General features: G+C 65.0%; 21 protein-coding genes. 10 read left to right on the top strand and 11 right to left on the bottom strand.

What is annotated here, in order from left to right:
* Positions 1-11: 11 nt before the first annotated feature.
* Genes CO675_RS02670 through CO675_RS02640 form a run of 7 tightly spaced genes read left to right on the top strand, consistent with a single transcriptional unit; the run spans position 12 to position 8014 of the window.
* Positions 12-1817 (top strand): gamma-glutamyltransferase family protein, encoded by a 1806-nt coding sequence (locus CO675_RS02670; protein ID WP_097670452.1) that lies wholly within the window; start codon positions 12-14, stop codon positions 1815-1817.
* Positions 1818-1826: 9 nt separating this feature from the next.
* A complete protein-coding gene (locus tag CO675_RS02665) occupies positions 1827-2537 on the top strand; it encodes a DUF1028 domain-containing protein (RefSeq protein WP_097670451.1) in 711 nt (236 codons plus the stop codon).
* On the top strand, positions 2534-3523 hold the full coding sequence (locus CO675_RS02660; protein WP_097670450.1) for an ABC transporter ATP-binding protein: 990 nt from the start codon (positions 2534-2536) through the stop codon (positions 3521-3523). The genes CO675_RS02665 and CO675_RS02660 overlap by 4 nt, the downstream gene beginning before the upstream one ends.
* Positions 3520-4602 carry an ABC transporter ATP-binding protein gene (locus CO675_RS02655; protein ID WP_143278862.1) on the top strand — a complete coding sequence of 361 codons (1083 nt, stop codon included), beginning with the start codon at positions 3520-3522 and terminating at the stop codon, positions 4600-4602. The genes CO675_RS02660 and CO675_RS02655 overlap by 4 nt, the downstream gene beginning before the upstream one ends.
* Before the next feature lie 32 nt (positions 4603-4634).
* On the top strand, positions 4635-6146 hold the full coding sequence (locus tag CO675_RS02650; RefSeq protein ID WP_097670888.1) for an ABC transporter substrate-binding protein: 1512 nt from the start codon (positions 4635-4637) through the stop codon (positions 6144-6146).
* A gap of 31 nt (positions 6147-6177) precedes the next feature.
* A complete protein-coding gene (locus CO675_RS02645; protein ID WP_097670449.1) occupies positions 6178-7119 on the top strand; it encodes an ABC transporter permease in 942 nt (313 codons plus the stop codon).
* Between the two features lie 4 nt (positions 7120-7123).
* Positions 7124-8014, top strand: a complete 891-nt coding sequence (locus tag CO675_RS02640) for an ABC transporter permease (RefSeq protein WP_097670448.1) — start codon at positions 7124-7126, stop codon at positions 8012-8014.
* 151 nt (positions 8015-8165) lie between these two features.
* On the opposite strand, the gene cnbZ is transcribed toward CO675_RS02640, so the two are convergent.
* From cnbZ to CO675_RS02610, 6 genes are all read right to left on the bottom strand, one after another.
* A complete protein-coding gene (gene cnbZ / locus CO675_RS02635) occupies positions 8166-8909 on the bottom strand; it encodes a 2-amino-5-chloromuconate deaminase CnbZ (RefSeq protein ID WP_097670447.1) in 744 nt (247 codons plus the stop codon).
* A gap of 167 nt (positions 8910-9076) precedes the next feature.
* A complete protein-coding gene (locus tag CO675_RS02630; protein WP_097670446.1) occupies positions 9077-12178 on the bottom strand; it encodes a multidrug efflux RND transporter permease subunit in 3102 nt (1033 codons plus the stop codon).
* A gap of 83 nt (positions 12179-12261) precedes the next feature.
* Positions 12262-13455 (bottom strand): efflux RND transporter periplasmic adaptor subunit, encoded by a 1194-nt coding sequence (locus tag CO675_RS02625; RefSeq protein ID WP_097670445.1) that lies wholly within the window; start codon positions 13453-13455, stop codon positions 12262-12264.
* A gap of 1 nt (position 13456) precedes the next feature.
* Entirely contained in the window at positions 13457-14158 is a 702-nt protein-coding gene (locus CO675_RS02620) for a TetR/AcrR family transcriptional regulator (RefSeq protein ID WP_097670444.1), read from the bottom strand.
* Positions 14159-14222: 64 nt separating this feature from the next.
* Positions 14223-14813, bottom strand: a complete 591-nt coding sequence (locus tag CO675_RS02615; RefSeq protein WP_097670443.1) for a thiamine pyrophosphate-dependent enzyme — start codon at positions 14811-14813, stop codon at positions 14223-14225.
* Positions 14810-15343 (bottom strand): thiamine pyrophosphate-binding protein, encoded by a 534-nt coding sequence (locus CO675_RS02610; protein ID WP_097670442.1) that lies wholly within the window; start codon positions 15341-15343, stop codon positions 14810-14812. Before CO675_RS02610 ends, CO675_RS02615 begins: the two co-directional genes overlap by 4 nt.
* A 201-nt stretch (positions 15344-15544) precedes the next feature.
* Between CO675_RS02610 and CO675_RS02605 the strand changes: the two genes are divergently transcribed.
* The 3 genes from CO675_RS02605 to rocD all read left to right on the top strand — a co-directional run bounded on the left by CO675_RS02605 (position 15545) and on the right by rocD (position 18795).
* On the top strand, positions 15545-16768 hold the full coding sequence (locus CO675_RS02605; protein WP_097670441.1) for a cytochrome P450: 1224 nt from the start codon (positions 15545-15547) through the stop codon (positions 16766-16768).
* Positions 16769-16772: 4 nt separating this feature from the next.
* The gene (locus tag CO675_RS02600) at positions 16773-17450 is read left to right on the top strand and encodes a potassium channel family protein (protein WP_097670440.1); all 678 of its coding nucleotides are present in this window, start codon (positions 16773-16775) and stop codon (positions 17448-17450) included.
* A gap of 130 nt (positions 17451-17580) precedes the next feature.
* Complete coding sequence (rocD, locus tag CO675_RS02595; protein WP_097670439.1) at positions 17581-18795, top strand: ornithine--oxo-acid transaminase; 1215 nt, start codon at positions 17581-17583, stop codon at positions 18793-18795.
* Between the two features lie 18 nt (positions 18796-18813).
* Here rocD and CO675_RS02590 read toward each other — a convergent pair whose 3' ends face one another.
* The 5 genes from CO675_RS02590 to CO675_RS02570 form a co-directional block, all read right to left on the bottom strand.
* Positions 18814-19959, bottom strand: coding sequence for an alpha-hydroxy acid oxidase (locus tag CO675_RS02590; RefSeq protein ID WP_097670438.1), 1146 nt, complete (start codon positions 19957-19959; stop codon positions 18814-18816).
* Positions 19960-20072: 113 nt separating this feature from the next.
* The gene (locus CO675_RS02585; RefSeq protein WP_097670437.1) at positions 20073-20936 is read right to left on the bottom strand and encodes a sugar phosphate isomerase/epimerase family protein; all 864 of its coding nucleotides are present in this window, start codon (positions 20934-20936) and stop codon (positions 20073-20075) included.
* Complete coding sequence (locus tag CO675_RS02580) at positions 20936-22129, bottom strand: dihydrodipicolinate synthase family protein (RefSeq protein ID WP_097670436.1); 1194 nt, start codon at positions 22127-22129, stop codon at positions 20936-20938. Before CO675_RS02580 ends, CO675_RS02585 begins: the two co-directional genes overlap by 1 nt.
* A gap of 14 nt (positions 22130-22143) precedes the next feature.
* On the bottom strand, positions 22144-23295 hold the full coding sequence (locus tag CO675_RS02575; protein ID WP_097670435.1) for a Gfo/Idh/MocA family protein: 1152 nt from the start codon (positions 23293-23295) through the stop codon (positions 22144-22146).
* A complete protein-coding gene (locus CO675_RS02570; protein WP_097670434.1) occupies positions 23292-24710 on the bottom strand; it encodes an enolase-like domain-containing protein in 1419 nt (472 codons plus the stop codon). Before CO675_RS02570 ends, CO675_RS02575 begins: the two co-directional genes overlap by 4 nt.
* Positions 24711-24715: the final 5 nt, after the last annotated feature.

Genomic DNA, 24715 nt, shown 5'->3' with positions numbered 1-24715 from the left:
AGCGCCGCCCCATGAGCAACGTCAATCCCGATCCATTCACCACAAGGCCCGAGATCGAAGGCACCTTCGGTGTCGTCACCTCGACCCACTGGATCGCGACCGCCGTCGGCATGGCGGCGCTGGAAAAAGGCGGCAACGCCTTCGACGCCGGCGTTGCGGCGGCGTTCACGTTGCAGGTGGTCGAGCCGCATCTGAACGGCCCCGGCGGCGACGTCCCGCTCATCGTGCATGACGTCAAGCGCGGCAAGACCGAAGTGATCTGCGGCCAGGGACCGGCACCGGCAAAGGCGACGATCGCGCATTATCGCAGCGAAGGTCTCGAAATGGTGCCCGGCACCGGCCTGCTCGCGGCCTGCGTGCCCGGCACGTTCGAAACCTGGATGCTGTTGCTGCGCGACTACGGCACGATGAAGCTGCGCGACGTGCTGGAGCCCGCGATCGCCTATGCCCGCGACGGCCATCCGCTGGTCGAGCGCGCCTCCGCCACCATCAAGACCGTCGAACAGCTGTTCCGGAAATACTGGTCCACATCGGCCGACGTCTATCTGCCCAACGGCGAAGTGCCGAAGCCCGGCACCCTCTTCACCAACAAGAAGCTCGCGGAGACCTACGCACGCATCCTGACCGAGGCGGAGAGCGCCGGCAGTGACCGCGTCGCGCAGATCGAGCGCGCGCGGCAGGCCTGGTCGAAGGGCTTCGTCGCCGAGGCGATCGACAGGTTCTGCCGCACCCAGGAGGTGATGGACGTCTCCGGCTCGCCGCATCGCGGCGTGCTGTCGGCCGATGATATGGCGCGCTGGCAGCCGACCATCGAGGCGCCGCTGACCTACGATTACGGCCGCTACACCGTGCAGAAATGCGGCGTCTGGAGCCAGGGTCCGGTGATGCTGCAGCAACTCGCGCTGCTGAAGGGGTTTGAGCTCGACGGGCTCGATCCAGCAGGCCCCGACTTCATCCATTTGCAGATCGAAGCCGCCAAGCTTGCCTATGCCGATCGCGAGACGTTCTACGGCGATCCCAAGTTCGCCGACATCCCGATCGAAACGCTGCTGTCCGATGCCTACAACAACGAACGGCGCAAGCTGATCTCGAAGGACAAGGCGTCGCTCGACTTCCGCCCCGGCTCGGTCACAGGTTTCGGCGGCGTCGTGAAGCTGCGACACGCCGAAGGACATCGCGAAGCGGTCGGCGCCATGGGCGCGGGCGAACCGACCGTCGGCCGGTTCGGCGAGGTGCGCGGTGACACCGTGCATTTCGACATCATCGACAAGGCCGGCAACATGATCTCGGCGACGCCGTCCGGCGGCTGGCTGCAATCCTCGCCGGTGATTCCCGAGATCGGCTTCTGCCTCGGCAGCCGCGCCCAGATGTTCTGGCTGGAAGAAAACCACCCGGCCTCGCTGGCGCCGGGCAAGCGACCACGCACCACGCTGTCGCCGACCATGGCGCTGCGCGACGGCGAGCCGTATCTGTCCTGGGGCTCGCCGGGCGGCGACCAGCAGGACCAGTGGATCACGCAGTTCTTCCTGCGCCATGTCCATGCCAGGCTGAATTTGCAGGAGGCGATCGACGCGCCGGCCTGGCATTCCGAGCATTTCCCGATCTCGTTCTGGCCGCGCACTTCGCGTCCCGGCGTACTGGTGCTGGAAAATCGCGTGCCGAAACCGACCATCGACGAATTGAAGCGCCGCGGCCATGTGGTGGAGATTGGCCCGGATTGGTCGGAAGGCCGCCTCACCGCGGCCTCGAAGGTCGGCCCCCGCCGCCGCGCCGCCGCCAACCCGCGCGGCATGCAGGGTTACGCCGCGGGCCGCTAGAGGTTTCGGATGACCTGGTCGATCATCGCCCGCGACAGCGCCACCGGCCAGCTCGGCATCGCAGTCGCGACACGGTTTTTCGCGGTCGGCGCCCTCGTGCCGCATATTGCACCTGGCATCGGCGCCATTGCGACGCAGGCGCTGGTCAATCCCTATTACGGCATCGACGGCCTCGCGCTGCTGCGCGACCGCAACAGCCCGCATGAGGCAATCGCTGCGCTGCTCGCGTCCGACGGCGGCCGCGAGAGCCGACAGGTGCATATCATGGACAGCAAGGGCCGGATCGCTGCGCATTCCGGCAAGGATTGCATCGACTGGTTCGGCCATATCGCCGGCGACGGCTTCTCGATCGCCGGCAACATGCTGGCCGGGCCCGCCGTGCTGGACGAGACCGCGCGCGTCTATGCCGCAAACGAGAAGCTGCCGTTCGCGGAGCGGCTGATCAAGGCGATGTTCGCCGGCGAGGCGGCCGGCGGTGACAAGCGCGGCAAGCAATCGGCGGCCCTTCTGATCCACGGCACCGAGCAATGGCCGTTGCTCGACCTGCGGGTCGACGACCACGCCGATCCCCTGCGCGAGCTGGAGCGGCTCGAAGCGGTCAGCCGCGAGCACTGGGTGCCGTTCCGGGACTTCATGCCGACCCGCGACAACCCGGCCGGAATCAGCGACCGCGCCAGGATCGAGGCCGGCATCGCAGCGGCAACCAAGAGCCGCGCATGACCGCCGGCCCGCTGATCGAGATCGAGGGCCTGCGCGTCACCTTCCACGGCGACGACGGCCGCACCACGCATGCCGTCGACAGCGTCGACCTTTCCGTCGCCAACGGCGCCACGCTCGGCCTGGTCGGCGAATCCGGCTGCGGCAAGAGCGTCACTTCGCTCGCGATCATGGGGCTGTTGCCGAAGCAGTCCGCCGCGGTCTCCGGCGCGATCCGCTTCGACGGCTTCGACCTGCTCGATGTGCCGGACGCGACGCTGCGCGACCTGCGCGGCAATCGGCTCGCGATGATCTTCCAGGAGCCGATGACTTCGCTCAACCCGAGCTTCACGATCGGCGACCAGATCACCGAGACGATCTTGCGCCACCGCGGCGGCTCCCGGCGCGCCGCGCGCGAGCGCACCATCGAACTGCTGCGCCGCGTGCATATTCCCTCGCCCGAGAAGCGCATCGACGAATATCCGCACAAGCTGTCCGGCGGCATGCGCCAGCGCGTGATGATCGCGATGGCGCTGGCCTGCGATCCGCAGCTCCTGATCGCCGACGAGCCGACCACCGCGCTCGATGTGACGCTGCAGGCGCAGATCCTGGATCTGATGCGCGAGCTGAAGGCCGCGAGTGGAGCTGCGATCATCCTGATCACGCACGATCTCGGCGTCGTCGCCGAGGTCTGCGACGAGGTCGCGGTGATGTATGCGGGTGAGATCGTCGAGCGCGCGCCGGTCGACGAGCTGTTTGCCAATCCGCAGCATCCCTATACGGTCGGCCTGCTCGGCTCGATCCCGCGGCTTGACCGCCGCACCAGCCATCTCGCCACCATCGAGGGCATGGTGCCGAACATGGCGAATCCGCCGGCGGGATGCCGCTTTGCCGCGCGCTGCCCGTTCGTGGAAGATGCCTGCACCCGGTCGCCGCCGCCGCTCGCGTTGCTGAGCGCGACCCATGCCTCGCGCTGCCTCCGCGCGCCGCTGGAGCGGCTGGTATCATGACTGCGCTGCTCGAGGTCGAAGGGCTGGTGAAGCATTTCGTCGCCGAACGCTCGGTGTTCGGCCGGCCGACTGCTCACGTGAAGGCGGTCGACGGCGTCAGCTTCACGGTCGAGGCCGGCAAGACGCTGGCGCTGGTCGGCGAATCCGGCTGCGGCAAATCGACCGTCAGCCGGCTGGTGCTGCGGCTGATCGAGCCGGACGCTGGCCGCGTCACCTTCGAAGGCCGCGACCTCGGCGCGCTCAATGCCGAGCAGCTGCGGGCGTTTCGCCGCGACGCGCAGCTGATCTTCCAGGACCCCTACGCCTCGCTCAACCCGCGCATGACGGTGAGCCAGATCCTGACCGAGCCGCTGGCGCTGCACAATCTTGTCCCGCCGGCGGGCCGCCGCGAGCGGGTCGATGAGCTGTTGCGTCTGGTCGGGCTCGAGCCGCGCTTTGCGCGCCGCTATCCCCACGAATTCTCCGGCGGCCAGCGCCAGCGCATCGCGATTGCCCGCGCGCTCGCGGTCGAGCCGAAACTGATCATCTGCGACGAGCCGGTGTCGGCGCTCGATGTCTCGATCCGCTCGCAGATCCTGAATTTGCTCCGCGACCTGCAGGATCGCCTGAAGCTCGCCTACATCTTCGTCTCGCACGATCTGGCTGTCGTCAAACACATCGCCGACCGCGTCGCCGTAATGAATCTCGGCACCATCGTCGAGACGGCGGAGGCGCAGGCGCTGTTCGCCGCCCCGCGCCATCCCTACAGCCGCGCCCTGCTGTCGGCGATCCCGGTGCCGAAGCCGCGCGCCAGGCGCAGCCGCATCGTGCTGGAGGGCGAGCTACCGAGCGCGCTCAATCCACCCTCCGGCTGCCGTTTCCATACCCGCTGTCCCTATGTGATCGCGCGCTGCCGCAGCGAAGTGCCGCAGTTGCGCGAAGATGGCACCGGATATGCAACAGCCTGTCACCGGACGGGCGAGCTGCCCGGCGCGGAGGCGATCGTGCCGTCCGATGGCGGGTTCTCACCGGCACTGGAAAAGCTGGTGGCGGCGTTCAATTCGGCGGAAGCCCCGGGGCGGCCCGGGGTTCTTTCGTAGGGAATGAAGGCGTAGCGGATAAGGGGTTGGCGATGAGATTTTGGCGCTTGGCGGTCCTGATGGCAGCACTCGTGACCTGGTGCGGAGCGAGCGCGCGTGCCGAGACGACGCTTCGCATCGGGCTCGCCGAGGATCCCGACATCCTCGATCCTTCGATCGGGCGCACCTATGTCGGCCGCATCGTCTTTTCGGCCTTCTGCGACAAGCTGTTCGACATTGACGAGAAGCTGAATATCGTTCCGCAGCTCGCGCTGTCCTACGAGAACTCGGCTGACGGCAAGGAGATGACGATCAAGCTCCGGCCAGGCGTCAAGTTCCACGACGGCGAACCGTTCGACGCCGAAGCCGCCAAATTCTCGCTGGAGCGCCATCTGACGCTGCCGACCTCGTTTCGCAAGCCCGAACTGGCTGCGCTCGACCATGTCGACGTCGTCGATCCCCTGACCATCAAGCTGGTGCTCAAGACGCCCTACTCGCCGCTGATCGCGCAGTTGACCGACCGCGCAGGCATGATGGTCTCGCCGAAGGCGGTGAAGGAAGCCGGCGACAAATTCAGCCTGCATCCGGTCTGCGCCGGGCCCTACAAGTTCGTCGAGCGCGTGCAGCAGGACCGCATGGTGTTCGAGAAATTTGCGGATTACTGGAACAAGGACAACGTCTTCATCGATCGCATCGTGTTCCTTCCGATCGTCGATGCCACGGTGCGGCTCGCCAATCTGAAATCCGGCGGGCTCGATCTGATCGAGCGCGTGCTCGCCACCGACATCAAGGACGTTCGCGCCGACAAGCGGCTGGTGCTGTCGACCGCGCCCGAGCTCGGCTATCTCGGCCTCACCATCAACATCGCCAACGACAAGAGCAAGGGGCCGCTCAGCCAGTCGGAGAAGGTGCGGCAGGCGCTCGATCTGTCGATCGATCGCGAGGCACTCAACCAGGTCGTCTTCAACGGCGAGTTCACGCCGGGCAATCAGTGGGTCAGCCCGACGCATCCTTATTATCAAAAGGCGTTTCCGGTTCGGGGACGCGACCTTGCCAAGGCCAAGGCGCTGCTGAAGGAAGCCGGCGTCACACTGCCCGTCGCCATCGACTATATGGTCCCCAAGGGTGCCGAGAACGAAGCCGTGGCCCAGGTCGTGCAGTCGATGGCGGCCGAGGCCGGCTTTGACATCAAGATCCGCGTTGTCGAATTTGCGACCACGTTCAAGCAGGCCCAGGCGGGCGAATTTCAGGTGTTCCAGATCAACTGGAGCGGCCGGATCGATCCTGACGGCAATTCCTACGTCTTCCTGCACACCAAGGCGCCGCAGAACGACGGCGGCTATTCCAACCCGGAAGCCGACAAGCTGATGGAAGATGCGCGCCTGATCAACGATCCCGCCCAGCGCAAGGCGATCTACGAGAAGATGACCAGGATCGTGCTCAATGACGAGCCGATCATCTACATCTATCACCGCACGCTTTTGATCGCGCACTCCACCAAGGTCGAGGGTTACCGGCAGATGCCCGATGGATTGGTGCGCGTGGTCGGGCTGAAATTGAAATGATCGCGACAGCGCTGGGCACGCGGGGCCGACCATGCTGAACTTCCTCGCCAAGCGGCTGGTTCAGCTGGCCCCGACGCTGTTCTTCGTCTCGCTCCTGATCTTCTCGCTGCAACACCTGCTGCCCGGCGATCCGGCGCTCGTGATGGCCGGCGAGGAGCGCGATCCGGCCGTGATCGAACAGATCCGCCAGCAATACCGCCTGGATCAACCGATCCCGGTGCAATACGCCTATTGGGTCAAGGGCGTGCTCATGGGCGACCTCGGCGAGTCCCTGCGCAACAAGATGCCGGTGTCGAGCCTGATCGCGCAGAAGCTGCCGGTTACGATGCAGATCGCCGGCATGGCGATCGTGGTCGCCTTTCTGATCGGGATTCCCGCCGGCATCATCTCGGCGGTGAAGAAAGGCACCGCCTGGGATTACGGCGCCAACCTGTTCGCGCTGTGGGGTATCTCGACGCCGAATTTCTGGCTCGGCATCATGCTGATCTTCCTGTTCTCCGTCGAACTCGGCTGGCTGCCGGCCTCCGGCTATGTGCCGCTCAGCGAAAACTGGCGCGCCAGCCTCGCCGCATCCGTCATGCCGGCCTTCGTGCTCGGGAACGCGATCGCGGCGGTCCTGATGCGGCATACACGAAGCGCGATGCTGCAGGTGCTGGAGAGCGACTATGTCCGCACCGCGCGCGCCAAGGGTCTGTCCGAGCGCACGGTGATCCTCAAGCATGCGATGCGCAACGCGCTGACGCCGATCATCACGCTCGGCGCGCTCGAGCTCGGCACGCTGCTGTCGGGTGCGGTGCTCACCGAGCAGATCTTCTCGATCCCGGGCTTCGGCAAGCTGATCGTCGATGCCGTATTCAACCGCGACTATGCCGTCGTGCAGGGCGTGGTGCTGACCACGGCGACGATCTACATCACGCTCAACCTGATCGCCGACATCGCCTACATCCTGGTCAACCCGCGGCTGAGGGGCTGATCGGATGACCGACGCTATACTCGGGACATCAGCTGCGCTTGCCGCCGCCGAGACGCTGGAAAGCCCGGCACGGCGCGCCGGGCGGCGGCTGATCCGGCGCAAGGGTGCCGTGCTCGGGCTCGCGGTGATCGTGCTCTTTATCCTGCTTGCCGTGTTCGCGCCGCTGATCGTGCCCTATGATCCGATCGCCACCAGCTGGTCGCTGGTCCGCAAGGCGCCGTCGCTGCAGCACTGGTTCGGCACCGACGAGCTCGGCCGCGACGTGCTTGCGCGCGTCGTGTTCGGCGCCCGCGCCTCGCTGCTCGCCGGCGTCATCTCGGTCAGCATCGCGCTTGCGATCGGCGTGCCGCTCGGCCTGCTCGCCGGCTATCGCGGCGGCTTCATCGACGCGCTGATCAGCCGCATCACCGATGCGATGCTGGCCTGCCCGTTCCTGATCCTGGCGATCGCGCTCGCAGCGTTCCTCGGGCCGAGCCTCGGCAATGCGATGATCGCGATCGGCGTCTCGGCGACTCCGATCTTCATCCGCCTGACCCGCGGCCAGGTGATGAACGTCAAGGTCGAGGACTATGTCGAGGCGGCGCGCGCCATGGGCAATCCGCGCTGGCGCATCGCGCTGGTCCACATTCTGCCCAACATCCTGCCGGCGCTCTTGGTGCAGGCCACGCTGTCGATCGCGGCTGCGATCATCGCCGAGGCCGCGCTGTCTTTCCTCGGCCTCGGCCAGCAGCCACCGGCGCCGTCCTGGGGCAGCATGCTCAACGCCGCGCAACGCTTCCTGACCAGCGCGCCATGGATGGCGATCTGGCCGGGGCTTGCGATCTTCCTGGTCGTGCTGTCGTTCAACCTGGTCGGCGACGGCCTGCGCGACGCACTCGATCCGAAGGCGCGGTGACGTTGTCCCCGTCACAGCGCACGCCTTCATCCCCTCGTCGTCCCGGCGAAAGCCGGGACGACATCGAGTATGTTGCGTCATCGAGAGGCATAGATTCACGATCTCTCAGGGATGACGGAATCGGCAGGGCGTGCCCTCGAAACTGTTCGACCTAAACCACCACTTCCCTGAGCACCCTCCTGCAATCCATCTCGTATTCGAGATCGACCACCGGCGGGCGGCAGAAGTGCCAGGTCAGGCCCGAGCGCGTCGCGCCGCGGCGGACCAGCTCGTCGACGACCACGGGATGGATGTCGTGCACGGTGTAGGCCTGCACCGCGGTCGTCTCCTCCCAGCCGAAGCTGAACTCCGCGAGACGGCGCTCCATCTCGCCGGTGGTGAAGCGGACCTTCTCCCGCCACGCGCCGGGGCTGAGATCGCGGTAGCAAACGATGCGGTCGGGATAGCTGGCGGTGCCGCTGCGTGCCTCGGCGCCGCCCGCAATGACGAAGGACGGCGAGACACTCGTGCTCGGCCGCGTGAACGAGAAGGCATGGAACGACGGCTCGGCCGGCGGATCGATCTCGGGACAGACATTGCTGCGCGCCACCGGATTGATGGTGCCGTCGAACAGACCCCATTCGGCGAGCGTCTTGACGTAGTGCTGGTTGAAGGCGCGGAAGCCGTCTTCGGTGAAAGCCGCCGGCGAACGCAGTTCGCAGGCGCAGAACGCGGTCAGCGGCCGGCCGGCGTCCTTGATGTAGGCCGCGATGCGCGCAAAGCCTTCCGTAAGCGGCACCAGGCGATCGAAGCGCACCCGCTCGATCTCATAGCCGGCGTTCGCCTGCGCGCCGCTTGAATATTGGAACACCGCCGGAATGAACCGGTAATTGCCTGCTGCAAATTCGCTCGCCATGCCTGTTTCCTCCAGATCTTGTCCGCTTCACCTCTCCCGCAAGCGGGAGAGGGAGTGCAGCGCGGTCGCGGTTAGCGCTGACGGTCAACAAGGCTATCACGAGACAAAGAAAAGGCGGCAGTGGCTTTCGCCAGTGCCGCCTTTGCTGCGAGCAAGAGCTGGAGGGCTCAGGTCGGTTTCAGTGCGCCCTCGCGGGCATCGAGTTCGTAGTCGGCGATCTGCTTGGCACGCTCGGACCGGGCCGCCGCCTGGTGGTCGGTCGCAATCGTCATGTAGACGGCCGGCAGCACGAACAAAGTGAACAGCGTGCCGATCGTCATGCCGGCGACGACGACGAGCCCGATCGAGAAGCGGCTGGCGGCGCCGGCGCCCGAAGCGGTGAGCAGCGGCAGCAGGCCGGTGACCATGGCCGCCGTCGTCATCAGGATCGGACGCAGACGAATCCGGGCCGACATCTCGATCGCCGAACGGCGGTCCAGTCCCTCGTTGAGCTGCAGCTCGTTGGCGAACTCCACCATCAGGATGCCGTGCTTGGTGATCAGTCCGACCAGCGTCAGCAGGCCCACCTGGGTGTAGATGTTCATGGTGGCGACGCCGAAGAACAGCGGGATCAGGGCGCCGACGATCGCCATCGGCACGGAGATCATGATCACGAACGGATCGCGCAGGCTCTCGAACTGCGCCGCCAGCACCAGGAAGATGATGATGATGGCGAACGCGAAGGTGACCAGCAGCTGGTTGCCTTCATGGACGTATTGCCGGGAGTCGGCCAGGAAGTCGTAGCTGAAGCCGGACGGCAGCTTCTTGGCTTCACCCTGCAGGAACTCGACCGCCTGCCCCATCGAGACGCCGGGCATCGGCACGGCCTGGAAGGTCGACGAGTTGAGCTGGTTGTAGTGGGTCAGCGCATTCGGATCGACACCGGTCTCGACCGAAACCACGGTCGACAGCCGCACCAGCTGCCCGGTCGCGGTCGGGACGTAGTAATTGTCGAACGATTCCGGCGCGAGCCGGCTGGCGCGCGGCACCTGCGGGATCACCTGATAGGAGCGTCCTTCGAGGTTGAAGCGGTTGACGTAGTTGCCGCCGAGCAGCGTCGCCAGCGCGCCGCCGATCGACTGCATGGTGATGCCGAGGTCGCTCGCCTTGGAGCGATCGACCTTCACGCGGACCACCGGCTGGTTGAAATCGAGGTCGCTGTCGGTGACGATGAACAGGCCGCTCTTGCGCGCGGCATCCTTCAGCTTGCTCATCTGGTCGAACACCTGCTGGAATCCGGCCGTCGATGAGATCACCATCTGCACCGGCAGACCGCCAGGTCCGCCGGGCAACGGCGGCAGGCTGAACGCGAACGCGCTGACGCCCTCGATCTTCGACAGCTCGGCCTGCACCAGCGGCTGCAGCGTCTGGGCCGAGCGCTTGCGTTCATCCCACGGCTTGAGCAGCATGCCGGCGAAGCCGCCCTGCGGACCGGTGATGCCGTTCAGGATGAACCGCAGGTCGGTCTCGGGGAACTTCTGGAACTCCTTGTCCATCTTGTCGCCGTAGAAATCGATGTAGTCGATGTTGGCGTATTTCGGCGCCTTGGTCACCGCGAACACGATGCCCTGGTCTTCCTGCGGCGCCAGCTCCTTCTGGATGTGCATATAGAGGAAGCCGACCAGGCCGAGGATGGTCACGGCGAACAGCGCCGTGATCGGCCGGTAGTCGAGCGAACGGTCGAGCTGGCGGCCATAGGCGCGCGTCAGCGCGCCGAACACACGATTGACCAGCTTGGCGAAGCGGCCCTCTTCCGCGCTCTTCAGGAACACCGAGCACATCATCGGCGACAGCGTCAGCGCGATCACGCCCGACACGATCACCGAGCCCGCCAAGGTGAAGGCGAATTCGCGGAACAGCGTGCCGGTAACGCCGCCGAGGAAGCCGATCGGCGCGTACACCGCCGCGAGCGTGATCGTCATGGAGACGACCGGGCCCACGATCTCGCGCGCACCTTTCAGCGATGCCTGCACCGGTGGCAGGCCCTCCTCCAGATGCCGATGGATGTTCTCCACCACCACGATGGCGTCGTCGACCACGAGGCCAATCGCCAGCACCATCGCCAGCAGCGTCAGCAGGTTGAAGCTGAAGCCCGCGGCCAGCATCAGGATGCAGACGCCGATCAGCGACAGCGGAATGGTGACGACGGGGATGATCACCGAGCGGAGCGAGGCCAGGAACAGGAAGATCACGACGACGACGATCAGGACCGCTTCAGTCAACGTCTTCTCGACCTCGTCGATCGACGATTGGATGAACTTGGTGGAGTCGTAGGCCACCTTCATCTTCATCGACGGCGGCAGGTTGCGCTCGAGGTCGGGGAACAGCGCGCGCACGCCCTTCACCAGGGTCAGCGGGTTGCCTTGCGGCGTCGCCTTGATGCCGATGAAGATCGCATGCTCACCGTTGAAGGCGACGCTGGCGTCGGTCGACTGCGCCGCGAGCTCCACCGTCGCGATGTCCTCGATGCGCACGAAGCCGCCGTCCTTCGCCTTCACGATCATCCGCTTGAACTGATCGATGTTCTGAAGGTCGGTGTTGGCCGAGACGTTCGAGACGATGAAAAAGCCCTTGGTCTGGCCGGCGGCCGCCTGGAAGTTGTTGGCGGCGATCGCAGCCGCGACGTCGTTGGGCGACACGCCGCGTCCGGCCATCCGGGTCGGATCGAGCCAGACGCGCATTGCAAAGGTCTGGCCGCCGAGGATGTCGGCCGATGCGACGCCGTCGACCGTCGAGAGCACCGGCTGCACGACGCGGGTCAGATAGTCCGAGATCGCGGAGCCAGTGAGCTCCTCGCTGGAGAAGCCGAGATACATCACGGCGATGGTGTCGCCGGTCGCCTTGGTCACGACGGGGTCGAAGGCTTCCTTCGGGATCAGATATTTGACCGAATTGACCTTGGCGAGCACCTCGGTCAGCGCCTGGTTCGGATCGTGGTTGAGCTTGACGTAGACCTGGATCGTCGAGGTGCCGAGCACCGAGTTCGACGTCATGTAGTCGACGCCTTCAGCCGAAGCGACGGCTTGCTCGATCGGCGTGGTGATGAAGCCGTTGATCAGCTCGGGCGAAGCGCCGGGATACGACGTCGTGATCGTCACGACGGTATTCGACAGGTTCGGATATTGCCGGATCGGCAGCACCATCGCCGCGCGCAAGCCGATCAGCAGGATCAGCAGGCTGACGACGACCGACAGCACCGGGCGCTTGATGAAAATATCAGTGAAGGCCATCGCCAACTCGATTCGTGTTGTCTGCCGGTTGCGGCAACATGTGGCGGAGGGCCAATCGGCCCTCCGGGTTTAGATGATGAAGATCAGTAGCGCGGCGGCTCGGCCGGAACCGGCGGCGGCGGATCGTTCGAGATCGCAACGGCCATGCCCGATTGCAGCTTGATCTGGCCGACGGCCACGACCTTGTCCCCGGCCTTCAGGCCCTTGAGGATCTCGACGCGGCCTTCGACGCGATTGCCCGTCTTCACGAAGGTACGGTCCGCGGTCAGGGTCGTCTTGCCGTCCTCGCCCTTCTTCTCGGTGATCAGGAACACCGAGTCGCCGTACAGCGTGTAGTCGACCGCGGTTTCGGGAATGGTCACGACCGGCGGCTTCTCAGGCATCACGATCGTGGTGGTCGCGAACATGCCGGGCTTGAGGATGCTGTCGGGATTCTGGATCGTCGCCTGGACCCGGATGTTGCGGGTCTCGGTCGCGATCTGCGGCTCGACGGTGGTGATCTTGCCCTCGAAGGTGCGGCCCGGATAGGCGTCGACCGCGACCCGCACGACCTGACCCACCTTGATCTGCGAGCTCTGCTTCTCGGTCACGGTCAGGTTGGCGTACAGCACGGAGAGATCGGTCAGCGACACGATCTGCGTGCCGGCCGTCAGATACTGGCCGACTTCGACCTGGCGAACGCCGAGATCGCCTTCGAACGGTGCGCGCACCAGCTTCTGCGAAATCAACGCTTCGGTCTTGGCGATGCCCGCCTTGGCCTGGTCGTAGGTCGCCTGCGCCGTATCGACGGTCGACTGCGGCCCGAACTGGCGTGACGCGAGCTGCTTGGCGCGGTCGAGCTGCTGCTCGCCCACGGTCGCCTGCGCCTTGAAGCTGGCAAGGTCGCCCTGCTCCGGTGCGTCGAACAACTGCACCAGCGGGGTCCCCGCCTTCACATGGCTGCCGGCGGTGAAATGGATCTCGGTGATGCGGCCCGGCACGTCGGTCGTGACATTGACCTGGTGCACGGCGACGAGGTCGCCGACGGCGGTCAAGAGGTTCGGAATCACCTCGGTCTTCGCCTCGGCGACCGAGACATTCGACGGCGGCGGCTTATTGTTGGCGAAGAACTGCGCGATCATGTGGCTGCGGAAGGCATTGAAGCCGACCAGCGCGCCGACCAGCAGGGCCAGCAACAATCCCACGATGATGAACCAACGCACCAGGCGGACGGGACGCTTGGCTTGCTTCTCCTTGATCGGTTGCCCCGAGATGTGGCTTTCGGTCTGAATATTCATGTCATGCACTTTCTGCAGTTACCGACGGTCCTGCGCTCGGCGACGGCTGGCGGCCCAAATGAGTTGAAATTGCGGCTTCGGTAAGTCCGATACCGCGAAGAATGAACTGGCAGAGCTGCTGCTCGGCCGCGGCGGCATCCCCATAGGGGAGACAAGGTGTCGCAGGCAGCTGCGTCAGCGCACCCATAAGCACGGTATGATGCGCAAACCAGAACAAGTTGAGCGGCTCGTCGCCGATCCGCGTCGCCTCGCCGGCCGCGATCGCGCTCTCGAGCGAGGCGGCGAAGGTCGGGCCGATCAGCTTGCCGACCTTGTCGTAGAGCAGGCGCGCAAACTCGCCGTCGTCGAGATGGCTCGTCACCATCAGCCGCATCCGTTGCGCCTCTTCCTGGTCCGGCGCGTCGCGCAGCTGCATGAAGTGGCCGACCATGCCCTGCACCAGTTCGACCAGCGTCGCGGTGGAGGGCTCCTGGCCGAGCAGATGCGCGAGATCGGGATCCGCCTCGCACTCTTCGGCAAGGATTTCGGCGTACAGCGCCGCCTTCGACGGGAAGTGCTTGAACAGCAGCCCTTCCGAAATGGCAGCCGCGGCCGCCACGCTCTTTGTCGTGGTGCCGGCAAAGCCGTTGCGGGCGAAACACCGCTTGGCGGCGCTCAGGATCAACTGACGCCGCAAGTCACTCGTCATGCGTAAGGTAGACATTTGGGTCGTGAGTAATCACTCACTTTACCAAAAGTCAAGGTTCTATTGCACCGCGAAAGTCACTTTATATCGGAGTGTGTCCGATCGACCCTCTGATGCGGTTGACGATGTAGGTGCCGTCGCGGCTGGACAGCACGCGTTCCTGATTGGCCCCATCGATCTTCGCGCTGGCGAACCGTGGCCCCGCCGTAACGTCTTGCAAAGACGAAGCAAAAGCCTCGACCTCAGCCATCGTGCTGATCGAGCGGCTATCCCCGATTCCGCAGGCCTTGGCAACGCCGACGAGGTCGGCGGGGCCGCCGGTATGGCTGGCCTGGCCGCCGGTCTCTCCATAGGCCTCGTTGTCGAGCACGATGATCGAGAGGTTTTTCGGCTGTTGCAGCGCAACTGTCGCGAGGCTGCCCATGCCCATCAGCATCTCGCCATCGCCGGTGATCACGACGACCGGCAGCGTCGGCTGGGCCAGCGCGAGGCCGAGCCCGATCATCACCGCGCCGCCCATGCCGCCCCAGAGATAGAAATTGCGCTCATGGTCTCCGGCCGCGGCGATGTCGTACGTGGAGGCGCCGAGCCCGCCGACGGCGAAGGCGCCCTTGCGATCCCGCAGCAGTTCGGAAACCACGGCGCGGCGGTCGAGGAGATTGGCTTTGCTCATTTGGTGAACACCTTTGCCCCGATCAGACGCTGCGACAGCAGCACGGCGGTTGGCGTGCAGGCGTTGTAGGCCTGCGCCGCGCCCGCTTCGACGACCTCGCGCACCTCGTCCGGACGCGAGGCGCGCAGCACCTTGATCCCTGCCAATTCGAGAATCCCTTGGGTGTTCGAGCCCATCGGCACCTGCCAGGGATTGAACTCGCCCCATTCGCCGCGCATCGTCACCAGCGTGAGGAACGGCAGGCGGAAGATCTGCACCAGCGACAGCATGTTGATGCAATTGCCGACCCCGCTCGACTGCATCAGCAGCACGCCGCGCTGGCCGCCGGCCCAGGCGCCTGCGAGCAGCGCCACGCCTTCCTCCTCGGTGGTGAGCGCAATGCCGCGCATCGCGGATGATCCCAGCACGCGCTCGATCAGCTCCGAATGCCCGGCGTCCGGCACGTAGGGCACCTGACGCACCTCGAAGCGCTGCAATATCGAAAAGATCTCCTCGGGCCAGGAGGCCGCGGTGTCGGCTCGGGCATGCATCGGCGTTTCCGGTCTCTGTTGTTTGGCCGCGACTGTAGAGAGGCGCGCGCGCTTCATCAAAGCGCAAAACCGCATATGGCTCTGCGATTTGCTCGCATCGCGCGGCGCATGGCGCGCAATGCCCGGTACGCAAATTCTGTTGCGCGGTGGTCGCCCGCGGCCTACGATAGTTGCAAATGAAACCAATTGGGCTGGATCGCCATGAACGGGCACGCGCGAGAGCTGGCTGACGGCTTCGACCTGGAAAAGCTGACGGCCGACTTCTACGCGGACCCCTACCCGACCTATCGCGCGCTGCGCGGGCACGCGCCGGTCAAGCGGCTGCCGAACGGCTGCTATTTTCTCACCCGCTACGACGACCTGATCGCCGCCTACAAGAACACCAAGACGTTCTCCTCCGACAAGAAGAAGGAGTTCCTGCCGAAATACGGCAACTCGCTGCTCTATGAGCACCACACGACCAGCCTCGTCTTCAACGATCCGCCGGCGCACACCCGCGTCCGGCGGCTGATCATGGGCGCGTTGTCGCCACGCGCGATCGCCGGCATGGAGCCGGACCTGATCGCACTGGTCGACAGCCTGCTCGACCGGATCGCCACGAAAGACCGCTTCGAGCTGATCGGCGATTTCGCCTCCGCAATCCCGGTCGAGGTGATCGGCAATTTGCTCGACGTGCCGCACGACGAGCGCGAACCGCTGCGCGACTGGTCGCTGGCGATCTTGGGCGCGCTGGAGCCCGTGATCGCCAAGGACGCCTTCGACCGCGGCAACGATGCGGTGAAGGATTTCCTCGCCTATCTCGAAACCCTGGTCGAACGCCGCCGCGCCAAGCCAGGTAATCCCGAGCGCGACGTGCTGACGCGATTGATCCAGGGCGAGGACAATGGCGAGCGGCTGACCGCCAAGGAATTGCTGCACAACTGCATCTTCCTGCTTAACGCCGGCCATGAGACGACGACCAACCTGATCGGCAACGGGCTGGTGACGCTCACGCAACATCCCGAAGAGAAGCAGCGGCTGATCGCGCAGCCCGAGCTCATCAAGACCGCCGTTGAAGAGATGCTGCGCTACGAGAGCTCGAACCAGCTCGGCAACCGGATGATCGTGGAGGAGACCGAGCTCGGCGGCATCAAGATGCCCCCCGGCACGCTGGTCACGCTGTGCATCGGCGCCGCCAACCGCGACCCCGCGCAGTTCCCCAACCCTGAAGGTTTCGACGTCGCACGCACGCCAAACCGCCACCTCGCCTTCGGGACCGGCGCGCATCAATGCGCCGGCATGGCGCTGGCGCGCCTCGAAGGCGCCATCGCGATCTCACGCTTCCTCAAGCGCTTCCCGAACTATGTGCTCGACGGCGAGCTGGTGCGCGGCGGCCGGGTGCGCTTCCGCGGCTTCCTCAGCGTGCCATGCCGGCGCGGTGCGTGATCCGATGACCGTCCAGCAATTGCGCGAGCGCTGGGGCGATTCGCTGCTGACGGTGCTCACCGTGCTGCTGCTGATCATGATGTTCGTGGTGGCGCCGCTGCAGGCGCTCGGCCTGTTCGAGTTTCAGGTGTTCGAGCTGCTGCTTGCGATCTTTCTGGTCGGCGGCGTGTTCGTGATGTCGGGCAGCGCGATCGCCGTCGTCACCATGCTGGTCGCGCTCGCGATGATCGTGACCGGCGCGATCCTGCGGCTGCGCTCGCCCTCGATCCTCGACCTCAATCTGTTCGCGGGCTCATGGCTGCTGGTCGGCATCACCATGGCGGTGACGGTGGCGCGCGCGACCTTCGCGCCCGGACGCGTCACCTATCACCGGGTGATCGGCGCAGTCCTGCTCTATCTCACGGTAGCGGTGGTCTTCTCGGCGCTCTACACCTTCATCGGCACACTGGTGCCGGATGCGTTTGCCGGCATGAAGGTCGAGGACCGCCCGTCGCTCGCAAGCCAGCTGATCTATTTCTCCTTCGCGACGCTCACGACAACAGGCTATGGCGACGTCGCGCCGCTGCATCCGATTGCGCGCAGCCTGTGCAATGTCGAGGCGGTCTTCGGCCAGCTCTATCCGGCGACACTGCTCGCCCGGCTCGTCACGCTCGAGATCGCGCACCGCGACCAGGATTTGTAGCGCAGCGACGCTGACGGAATTCACCAAATTTGGTCCACAGCAATCCTTTAAGCGGTGCGGGCCGATACCCAAATCAGTGATAATGTGCAGGACGGCTCCCATTGTGCCGGCACAGCTGGAGCGACGAAGCATGCGTCCGCCAGTCACCGATTTCATTGCGAGAGAAGCGCAGTTCGGCGCCCAGAACTACGCGCCGCTCGGCGTCGTGCTGTCGCGCGGCGAAGGCGTCTGGGTTTGGGATACCGACGGCAAACGCTACCTCGATTGTCTTTCGGCCTATTCGGCGGTCAATCAGGGCCACTGCCATCCAAAAATCCTCGCCGCCATGGTGGAGCAGGCCGGCCGGCTGACATTGACCTCGCGGGCCTTCCACAACGACCAGCTCGCCCCGTTCTACGAGGAACTCGCCGAGCTGACCGGCTCGCACAAGGTGCTGCCGATGAACAGCGGCGCGGAGGCGGTGGAGAGCGCGATCAAGTCGGTGCGCAAATGGGGCTACGAGGTCAAGGGCGTGCCTGACGGCGAGGCCGAGATCATCGTCTGCGCCGACAATTTCCACGGGCGCACGCTGGCGATCGTCGGCTTCAGCACCGACCCGGACACACGCGCGCATTTCGGTCCGTTCGCGCCGGGCTTCAAAATTATTCCCTTCGGCAACGTCAAGGCGCTGGAGGATTCAATCACGCCCAACACCGTTGCCTTCCTCGTCGAGCCGATCCAGGGCGAGGCCGGCGTCATTATCCCGCCCGCGGGCTATTTCACCGAAGTCCGCGCGCTCTGTACGCGCAACAACATCATGCTGGTCCTCGACGAGATCCAGACCGGGCTCGGCCGCACAGGCAAACTGCTGGCGGAACAGCACGAAGGCATCGAGGCCGACGTCACGCTGCTCGGCAAGGCGCTGTCCGGCGGCTTCTATCCGGTCTCCGCGGTGCTCTCCAACAACGAGGTGCTGGGCACGCTGAAGCCCGGCCAGCACGGCTCGACCTTCGGCGGCAATCCACTAGCTTGCGCGATCGCACGCGCAGCGCTGCGCGTGCTGGTCGACGAAGGCATGATTGAAAACGCAGCAGCACAGGGCGTGCGCTTTCTCGAAGGATTGCGCAGCATCCGCGCCAACACGGTTCGTGAGGTCCGTGGACGCGGGCTGATGCTCGCGGTCGAGCTTCACCCCGAGGCCGGTCCCGCCCGCCGCTATTGCGAGCTGCTGCGCGAGAAGGGCATCCTCGCCAAGGACACCCACGACCACACCATCCGGATCGCCCCGCCACTGGTGATTACGCCCGATCAGGTCGATTGGGCGCTGGAGCAGATCGGCACCGCGCTGACGCAGGACCTTCCGTGACTGCGAGATAGCGGGCGGCTACCTGAACCGCAGGTTCGCGCGGGAGAGCTGGCTGATCGAGGAACACCCCATCAGCCGGATGTCCCGGACCAACTCAGCCTGCAAGAGACCAAGCGCGCGCTCGACTCCGGCCTGGCCGGCCGACGCCAGCGGATAGAGGTAGAAGCGTCCGAGGCCAACGGCTTTGGCGCCCAGCGACAGCGCTTTCAGCACGTGACTGCCGCGCTTGATGCCGCCGTCCATCATCACATCGATCCGGTCGCCCACGGCATCGACGATCTCGGCGAGCTGATCGAACGCCGCCCGTGAACCGTCGAGCTGCCGGCCGCCGTGGTTGGACAGAATGATGCCGGTGCAGCCGATCTCGACCGCGCGCTTCGCATCGTCAACCGACATGACGCCTTTCAGGCAAAATTGGCCATTCCACTGCCGAACCATTTGCGCGACGTCATCCCATGTCATGGCCGGATCGAGCATTTCCGTGAAATAGCGCCCGATCGACATCGCACCGCCGCTCATGTCGACGTGCTCGTCGAGCTGCGGCAGCTTGAAGCTTTCATGGGTGACGTAGTTGATGGCCCAGGCAGGCTTGATGGCGAATTGCAGCATGCCGCCGAGCGTGAGCCGGAAAGGAATCGAGAACCCGGTGCGCAGGTCGCGCTCGCGATTGCCGCCTGTGATGCTGTCGACCGTCAGCATCATCACGTTGACGCCGGCCTGCTTGGCGCGCTGCATCATCGCCGTGTTCAGGCCGCGGTCGCGGTGAAAGTAGAACTGGTAGACCTGCGGCGTCGCGTAGGCCTTGCGCAGTTCCTCCAGGCTCACGGTCCCGAGCGAGGACACGCCGAACATCGTTCCGTATTTCGCCGCGGCGGCGGCGACGGCCCGCTCACCCTGATGATGAAACAGGCGTTGCAGCGCGGTTGGCGAGCAATAGAACGGCGTTGCCAGCTTCTGGCCCATCACAGTGACCGAGAGATCCACATTCTCGACGCCGCGCAGGATATTCGGCACCAGATCGCAACGCTCAAAACTCGCGGTGTTCTGCCGAAGCGTCGCCTCGTCGTCCGCCCCGCCGTCGATATAATCGAAGATCGGCCCCGGAAGCCGGCGCCTTGCCAGTTCGCGGAAGTCATGGAAATTGTGGCAATCGCTCAAGCGCATGTTGTGCTCCGAAAGTCCGGACCGCGGGGTCTAGCGGCTCCCAGTGCCGTTCACACCCACAGCATTCGGAATAACGGGCACGCCTCGCCTTGTCCACCGAACCGGTGGTCGGGTCAGACCATCGTCCGGTGCCGCTCGATGCAGGTTCGCAGCACCTCGTCCAGCGGCCGGCTCCACCAGTCATTCGAGAAGATCTCGATCTCCGAATAACCGGCAAAGCCCTGCGCTTCGACCATCGCGCGCACCGATCTGATGTCGATGACGCCGTCGCCCATCATGCCGCGGTCGTTGAGGATGTCCCTGGTCGGCACCAGCCAGTCGCAGACGTGGAACGCGAGCAGCCGGTCCTTGCCGGCGCGCGCGATCTGGCTCTCGAGTTCGGGATCCCACCAGATGTGATAGACGTCGAGCGCAACACCGATCGCGCCGGTGCGGCCGGGATCGAGCGCGTCGCAGATGTCGAGCGCATGCTTCGTGGTGTTCACGCAGGCGCGGTCGGCGGCATAGGCCGGATGCAACGGTTCGATCGCGAGCGGCAATCTGGCCTGTTTTGCATAGTCCAGCATCTCGGCGATGCCGTCATGCACCTGGGATCGAGCCGTCACGATATCCTTGGACGCTGCGCTGCCCGGCCGCGAATATTGCGGCAGGCCGCCGACCACCAGCACGATGCAGGACGCGCCGAGCGCGACCGCCTCGTCGACCGCGCGGCGATTGTCGTCGCGCACCTCGCTGCGGTGAGCGCTATCCGCCGTGAACATGCCGCCGCGGCAATAGCCTGAGAGATCGAGGCCGGCATCTTTCACCGCGCGCACTGCACGGTCGAGGCCGACGGCTGCGACCTGGTCGCGCCAGGGATCGATGGCGCGGATGCCGTGGCGTGCGCAGGCCTCGATGATGGCGATGAGATCGTCCTGCTTGCGGACGGTCGCCGTGTTCAACGACAGCCAGCGGTGATCGCTAGAGAAATCACGCATCAGGCGTCAACGCCCCGTGTGGCCATGATCGCCGCCATCCGGCGCGTCGCAGCTTCCGGATTGGCGAGCAGCCCGGCCTGGTCGGCGAGCCGGAACAGCTCGGCGAGATGCAGGGTCGAACGCGCGCTTTCCTGTCCGCCGACCATCGTGAAATGATCCTGGTGGCCGTTGAGATAAGCCATGAACACGATACCGGTCTTGTAGAAGCGGGTCGGCGCCTTGAAGATGTGGCGCGACAGCGGCACGGTCGGGCCCAGCACGTCATGGAAGCCGGCCTCGTCGCCCGCAGCCAGCCGCGACAGCGCATAGGACGCCGCCGGCGCGATCGCGTCGAAGATGCCGAGCAGCGCGTGGGAGAAGCCCTTCTCGTCGCCGGCGATCAGCTCTGCATAATTGAAGTCGTCACCGGTGTACATCTTGACGCGCGGATCGAGCCGGCGCCGCATGTCGATCTCGCGCTGCTTGTCGAGCAGCGAGACCTTGACGCCATCGACCTTGGCCGCATTGGCGTTGATGATCGCAACCGCAATGTCCATCGCTTTGTCGAGATCGGCCGTGCCCCAGTAGCCCGACAGCGCCGGATCGAACATGTCGCCGAGCCAGTGGATGATCACAGGCTCGCGGACCTGCGACAGCACGCGGTCGTAGACCTTCGCATAGTCTTCCGCGCTCCTGCCGAGTTTGGCGAGCGCACGCGAGGCCATCAGAATGATGCGTCCACCGGACTTCTCGATCGCGGCGATCTGTTCCTCATAGGCACGGATCACATCGTCGATCGACCTGGCGTCCTCCACCGCGAGATGGTCGGTGCCGGCGCCCGAGAACACCAGCGCGTTGCGCCTGGCCTTCGCAGCCCTGACCGAGCGCTGGATCAGTTCGAGCGAGGTCGCCCAATCAAGGCCCATGCCGCGCTGCGCTGTGTCCATCGCCTCGGCAACGCCAAGGCCGAGATCCCAGACGTGCTCGCGGAATGCGATCGTCCTGTCCCAGTCGATCGCTGCCGTCAGCCAGGGATCGACGTCGGCGCGCGGATCCGCCACCACATGCGCGGCAGAGAACGCGACGCGATTCAGCGTGCCCTCGAGCTTCGCCGGAAAGGTCCGCGAGGCCGCCAGGCGATAGGTCTGGAGGCCGCCGCCAGCGGTCGGCAGCTTCAGCGACAGCGACGATTTCGGCAGGACCGGCTTGTTCATGACAAAGTCCTCTCTCAGACCGTGATCGCGGCGACGTCGATCCAGCGCCGCTCCTTCCAGCTCCTCAGCGCACATTCGGCGAGCTGCACGCCCTTGGCGCCTTCGAGCAGGGTGTATTTATAGGGCGCATCCTCGCAGACATGGCGGATGAACATCTCCCACTGCTCCTTGAAACCGTTGTCGTAGACGACGTTCTCGGGCAGCTTCTGCCAGTCGGCATAGAAATCGTGCATGCGCTTCTCGTCCGGATTCCACACCGGCCGCGGCGTCGCCTGGCGCGCCTGAATCACGCAGTCGGTCAGGCCCGCTACCGCCGAGCCATGGGTGCCGTCGACCTGGAAGGTGACGAGGTCGTCGCGGTAGACCCGCGTCACCCAGCTCATGTTGATATGCGCGATCACGCCGCCCTTCAGCCTGAAGGTGGCATAGGCGGAATCGTCGGCGGTCGCCTGGTACTGCTTGCCCTTCTCGTCATAGCGTTCCGGGATATCCGTCGTCCCGATGCAGACCACGCTCTCGACCTCCCCGAACAGATTGTCGAGCACGTAGCGCCAGTGGCAGACCATATCCAGGATGATGCCGCCGCCATCCTCGGCGCGGTAGTTCCAGGACGGCCGCTGCGCCTCCTGCCAACCACCCTCGAACACCCAATAGCCGAATTCGCCGCGCACCGAGAGCATGCGGCCGAAGAAGCCGGAGTCGCGCAGGAAGGCAAGCTTCTTCAGTCCCGGCAGGAATAGCTTGTCCTGCACTGTGCCGTGCTTCAGGCCCTTGGCATTGGCGAGCTTCACGACCGCAACTGCTTCCTCCAGATTGGTCGCGATCGGCTTCTCGCAATAGACATGCTTGCCGGCATTGATCGCCCTGGTCAGCAGCGAGGGCCGCGCCTGCGTTGTCGCGGCATCGAAGAACACGGTGTCGCTGTTGTCGGCCAGCGCGCGATCGAGATCGGTGGTGTGGCGCTCGATGTTGTAGCGCCTTGCCAAAGCGGCAACCTTCTCGGCATCGCGGCCGACCAGGATCGGATCGGGCATGATGCGGTCGCCGTTGGCCAGCTGCACGCCGCCCTGCTCGCGGATCGCGACGATCGAGCGGATCAGATGCTGGTTGAGACCCATCCGGCCCGTAATGCCGTTCATGATCAGGCCGAGGCGTTTGGTCGTCATCCTGTCTGCTCCTGCGAAACGCGTGGTGTTGGCCGCTTGAGCGGCTGCATGGTGGACCAGTCCGGATGGATCGAACTGGCAAAGCCCGGTGCTGCGGCGATCGACCCCGTCAGCAGATCGCCGTCATGGATCGCAAGGCGAACCTTGCCGCCGGCGCGCGAGTAGAGATCCGGATGCGCGGTGAGGAAAGCGTCGGCTTCGTCGGTCGGCGTGTCGGCAAAGCCGTCGACGTAATGGTGGCCGTTGCGTTCGGCATGGGGGACACCGATCAAAATCAGCGCGCCCAGCGCCAAATCCTGCTGCACGGCCAGGCCAGCCTGGCAGGTGAGATCCTCACAGCAAATGACGCATTCCGCACCGTCATCGTTCCACTTCGCAATGCGCGTCATGTTGACGATCGACTTGTAGAGCCCCTTGCACGACTTGGACGAAATCCCGTGATAGCCGAGCGACCTCGCAGCCAATAAAGCGCCGTAGCCATCATCGGCTTCGTCGATGATGAAATCACGGCGGCTGAGCGCGCCGAGCGGCGATTGCCAGGTCACATCGCGCGGCATCGGCTGCTCGATGTAGCACAATTTCCTCATGATCGGGATCAGGGCGGGATCACGCTCAAGGCGATCGACGAGCGCACCGAGCCCAGCGATATCGGCGTATTGCTCGTTTGCGTCCAGCGTGACGCCGTAGTCATAAGGAAGCGAAGCCAGCTCTTTCCCGATGCTGATCAATCGCGCCGCGTCGTGCTCCGGATCGCCATTGAGCTTGAGCTTGAAATAGCGCGCGCCACTATTTTCCCTAACGTCTGCGACCCCGCCCTCGCCTTCGATCTTGTCATCGAGCCCGACCGTATGGCGGATCGGAATCCGGTGGTTGCGGTATTCGTTAGCTAGTATGAGGACCCTCGCGACATCGTCGTCTTGCAAATCGGGCGATAATCTCGCATCGATGCCGGCGATGTTGCCGGCCATGCCATCGAAGAAATTCGCGCCGGCGCAACGCAGCAATGCATCGAGAACGGCCTTGTCGATCTCCGCCGGACCAAAAGCTGCGGCGAGCGGGGGAATGTCCTCTTTCGCGCAAGCCTCGACTTGGGCGCCAATGCAAGCAGCGTGCAGGCCGAACGCAGTATCAAAACCCTTGTTTGCCAGATAGAGCTCGCGCGCGATTGCGAGCGCGCGGCGTAGCTCGTCAACCGTCTGCTCGGCCGTCAGATGCGGCCGCTTGTCGAACCATTTCGGCGCCAACATCTCGGCGCTGGCGCCGGTGGCGCGGCCCTTGCCCTCCACCTCGATCTCGACCCGCACGAACAGCTGCGTCGACGCGGTGATCGTCACCGCGCCGAAGCGGAACGGCCGGGCGAAGGCCAGCGGCCGTTCGAAGAAGGCGATATCATTGACTTTGACGCGAAGCGGCATTGGAG

This window comes from Bradyrhizobium sp. C9 (assembly GCF_002532045.1).
GTDB lineage: Bacteria > Pseudomonadota > Alphaproteobacteria > Rhizobiales > Xanthobacteraceae > Bradyrhizobium.
This window is presented reverse-complemented; position numbering and strand designations above follow the sequence as displayed.

Coding starts and splice junctions, on each gene's coding strand:
- CO675_RS02670 (WP_097670452.1), top strand. CDS start 12: ATGAGCAACGTCAATCCCGATCCATTCACCACAAGGCCCGAGATCGAA.
- cnbZ (WP_097670447.1), bottom strand. CDS start 8,909: ATGGCGAGCGAATTTGCAGCAGGCAATTACCGGTTCATTCCGGCGGTG.
- CO675_RS02640 (WP_097670448.1), top strand. CDS start 7,124: ATGACCGACGCTATACTCGGGACATCAGCTGCGCTTGCCGCCGCCGAG.
- CO675_RS02630 (WP_097670446.1), bottom strand. CDS start 12,178: ATGGCCTTCACTGATATTTTCATCAAGCGCCCGGTGCTGTCGGTCGTC.
- CO675_RS02610 (WP_097670442.1), bottom strand. CDS start 15,343: ATGCATGCCCGAGCCGACACCGCGGCCTCCTGGCCCGAGGAGATCTTT.
- CO675_RS02665 (WP_097670451.1), top strand. CDS start 1,827: ATGACCTGGTCGATCATCGCCCGCGACAGCGCCACCGGCCAGCTCGGC.
- CO675_RS02605 (WP_097670441.1), top strand. CDS start 15,545: ATGAACGGGCACGCGCGAGAGCTGGCTGACGGCTTCGACCTGGAAAAG.
- rocD (WP_097670439.1), top strand. CDS start 17,581: ATGCGTCCGCCAGTCACCGATTTCATTGCGAGAGAAGCGCAGTTCGGC.
- CO675_RS02620 (WP_097670444.1), bottom strand. CDS start 14,158: ATGTCTACCTTACGCATGACGAGTGACTTGCGGCGTCAGTTGATCCTG.
- CO675_RS02645 (WP_097670449.1), top strand. CDS start 6,178: ATGCTGAACTTCCTCGCCAAGCGGCTGGTTCAGCTGGCCCCGACGCTG.
- CO675_RS02660 (WP_097670450.1), top strand. CDS start 2,534: ATGACCGCCGGCCCGCTGATCGAGATCGAGGGCCTGCGCGTCACCTTC.
- CO675_RS02625 (WP_097670445.1), bottom strand. CDS start 13,455: ATGAATATTCAGACCGAAAGCCACATCTCGGGGCAACCGATCAAGGAG.
- CO675_RS02570 (WP_097670434.1), bottom strand. CDS start 24,710: ATGCCGCTTCGCGTCAAAGTCAATGATATCGCCTTCTTCGAACGGCCG.
- CO675_RS02655 (WP_143278862.1), top strand. CDS start 3,520: ATGACTGCGCTGCTCGAGGTCGAAGGGCTGGTGAAGCATTTCGTCGCC.
- CO675_RS02600 (WP_097670440.1), top strand. CDS start 16,773: ATGACCGTCCAGCAATTGCGCGAGCGCTGGGGCGATTCGCTGCTGACG.
- CO675_RS02650 (WP_097670888.1), top strand. CDS start 4,635: ATGAGATTTTGGCGCTTGGCGGTCCTGATGGCAGCACTCGTGACCTGG.
- CO675_RS02590 (WP_097670438.1), bottom strand. CDS start 19,959: ATGCGCTTGAGCGATTGCCACAATTTCCATGACTTCCGCGAACTGGCA.
- CO675_RS02575 (WP_097670435.1), bottom strand. CDS start 23,295: ATGACGACCAAACGCCTCGGCCTGATCATGAACGGCATTACGGGCCGG.
- CO675_RS02580 (WP_097670436.1), bottom strand. CDS start 22,129: ATGAACAAGCCGGTCCTGCCGAAATCGTCGCTGTCGCTGAAGCTGCCG.
- CO675_RS02615 (WP_097670443.1), bottom strand. CDS start 14,813: ATGAGCAAAGCCAATCTCCTCGACCGCCGCGCCGTGGTTTCCGAACTG.
- CO675_RS02585 (WP_097670437.1), bottom strand. CDS start 20,936: ATGCGTGATTTCTCTAGCGATCACCGCTGGCTGTCGTTGAACACGGCG.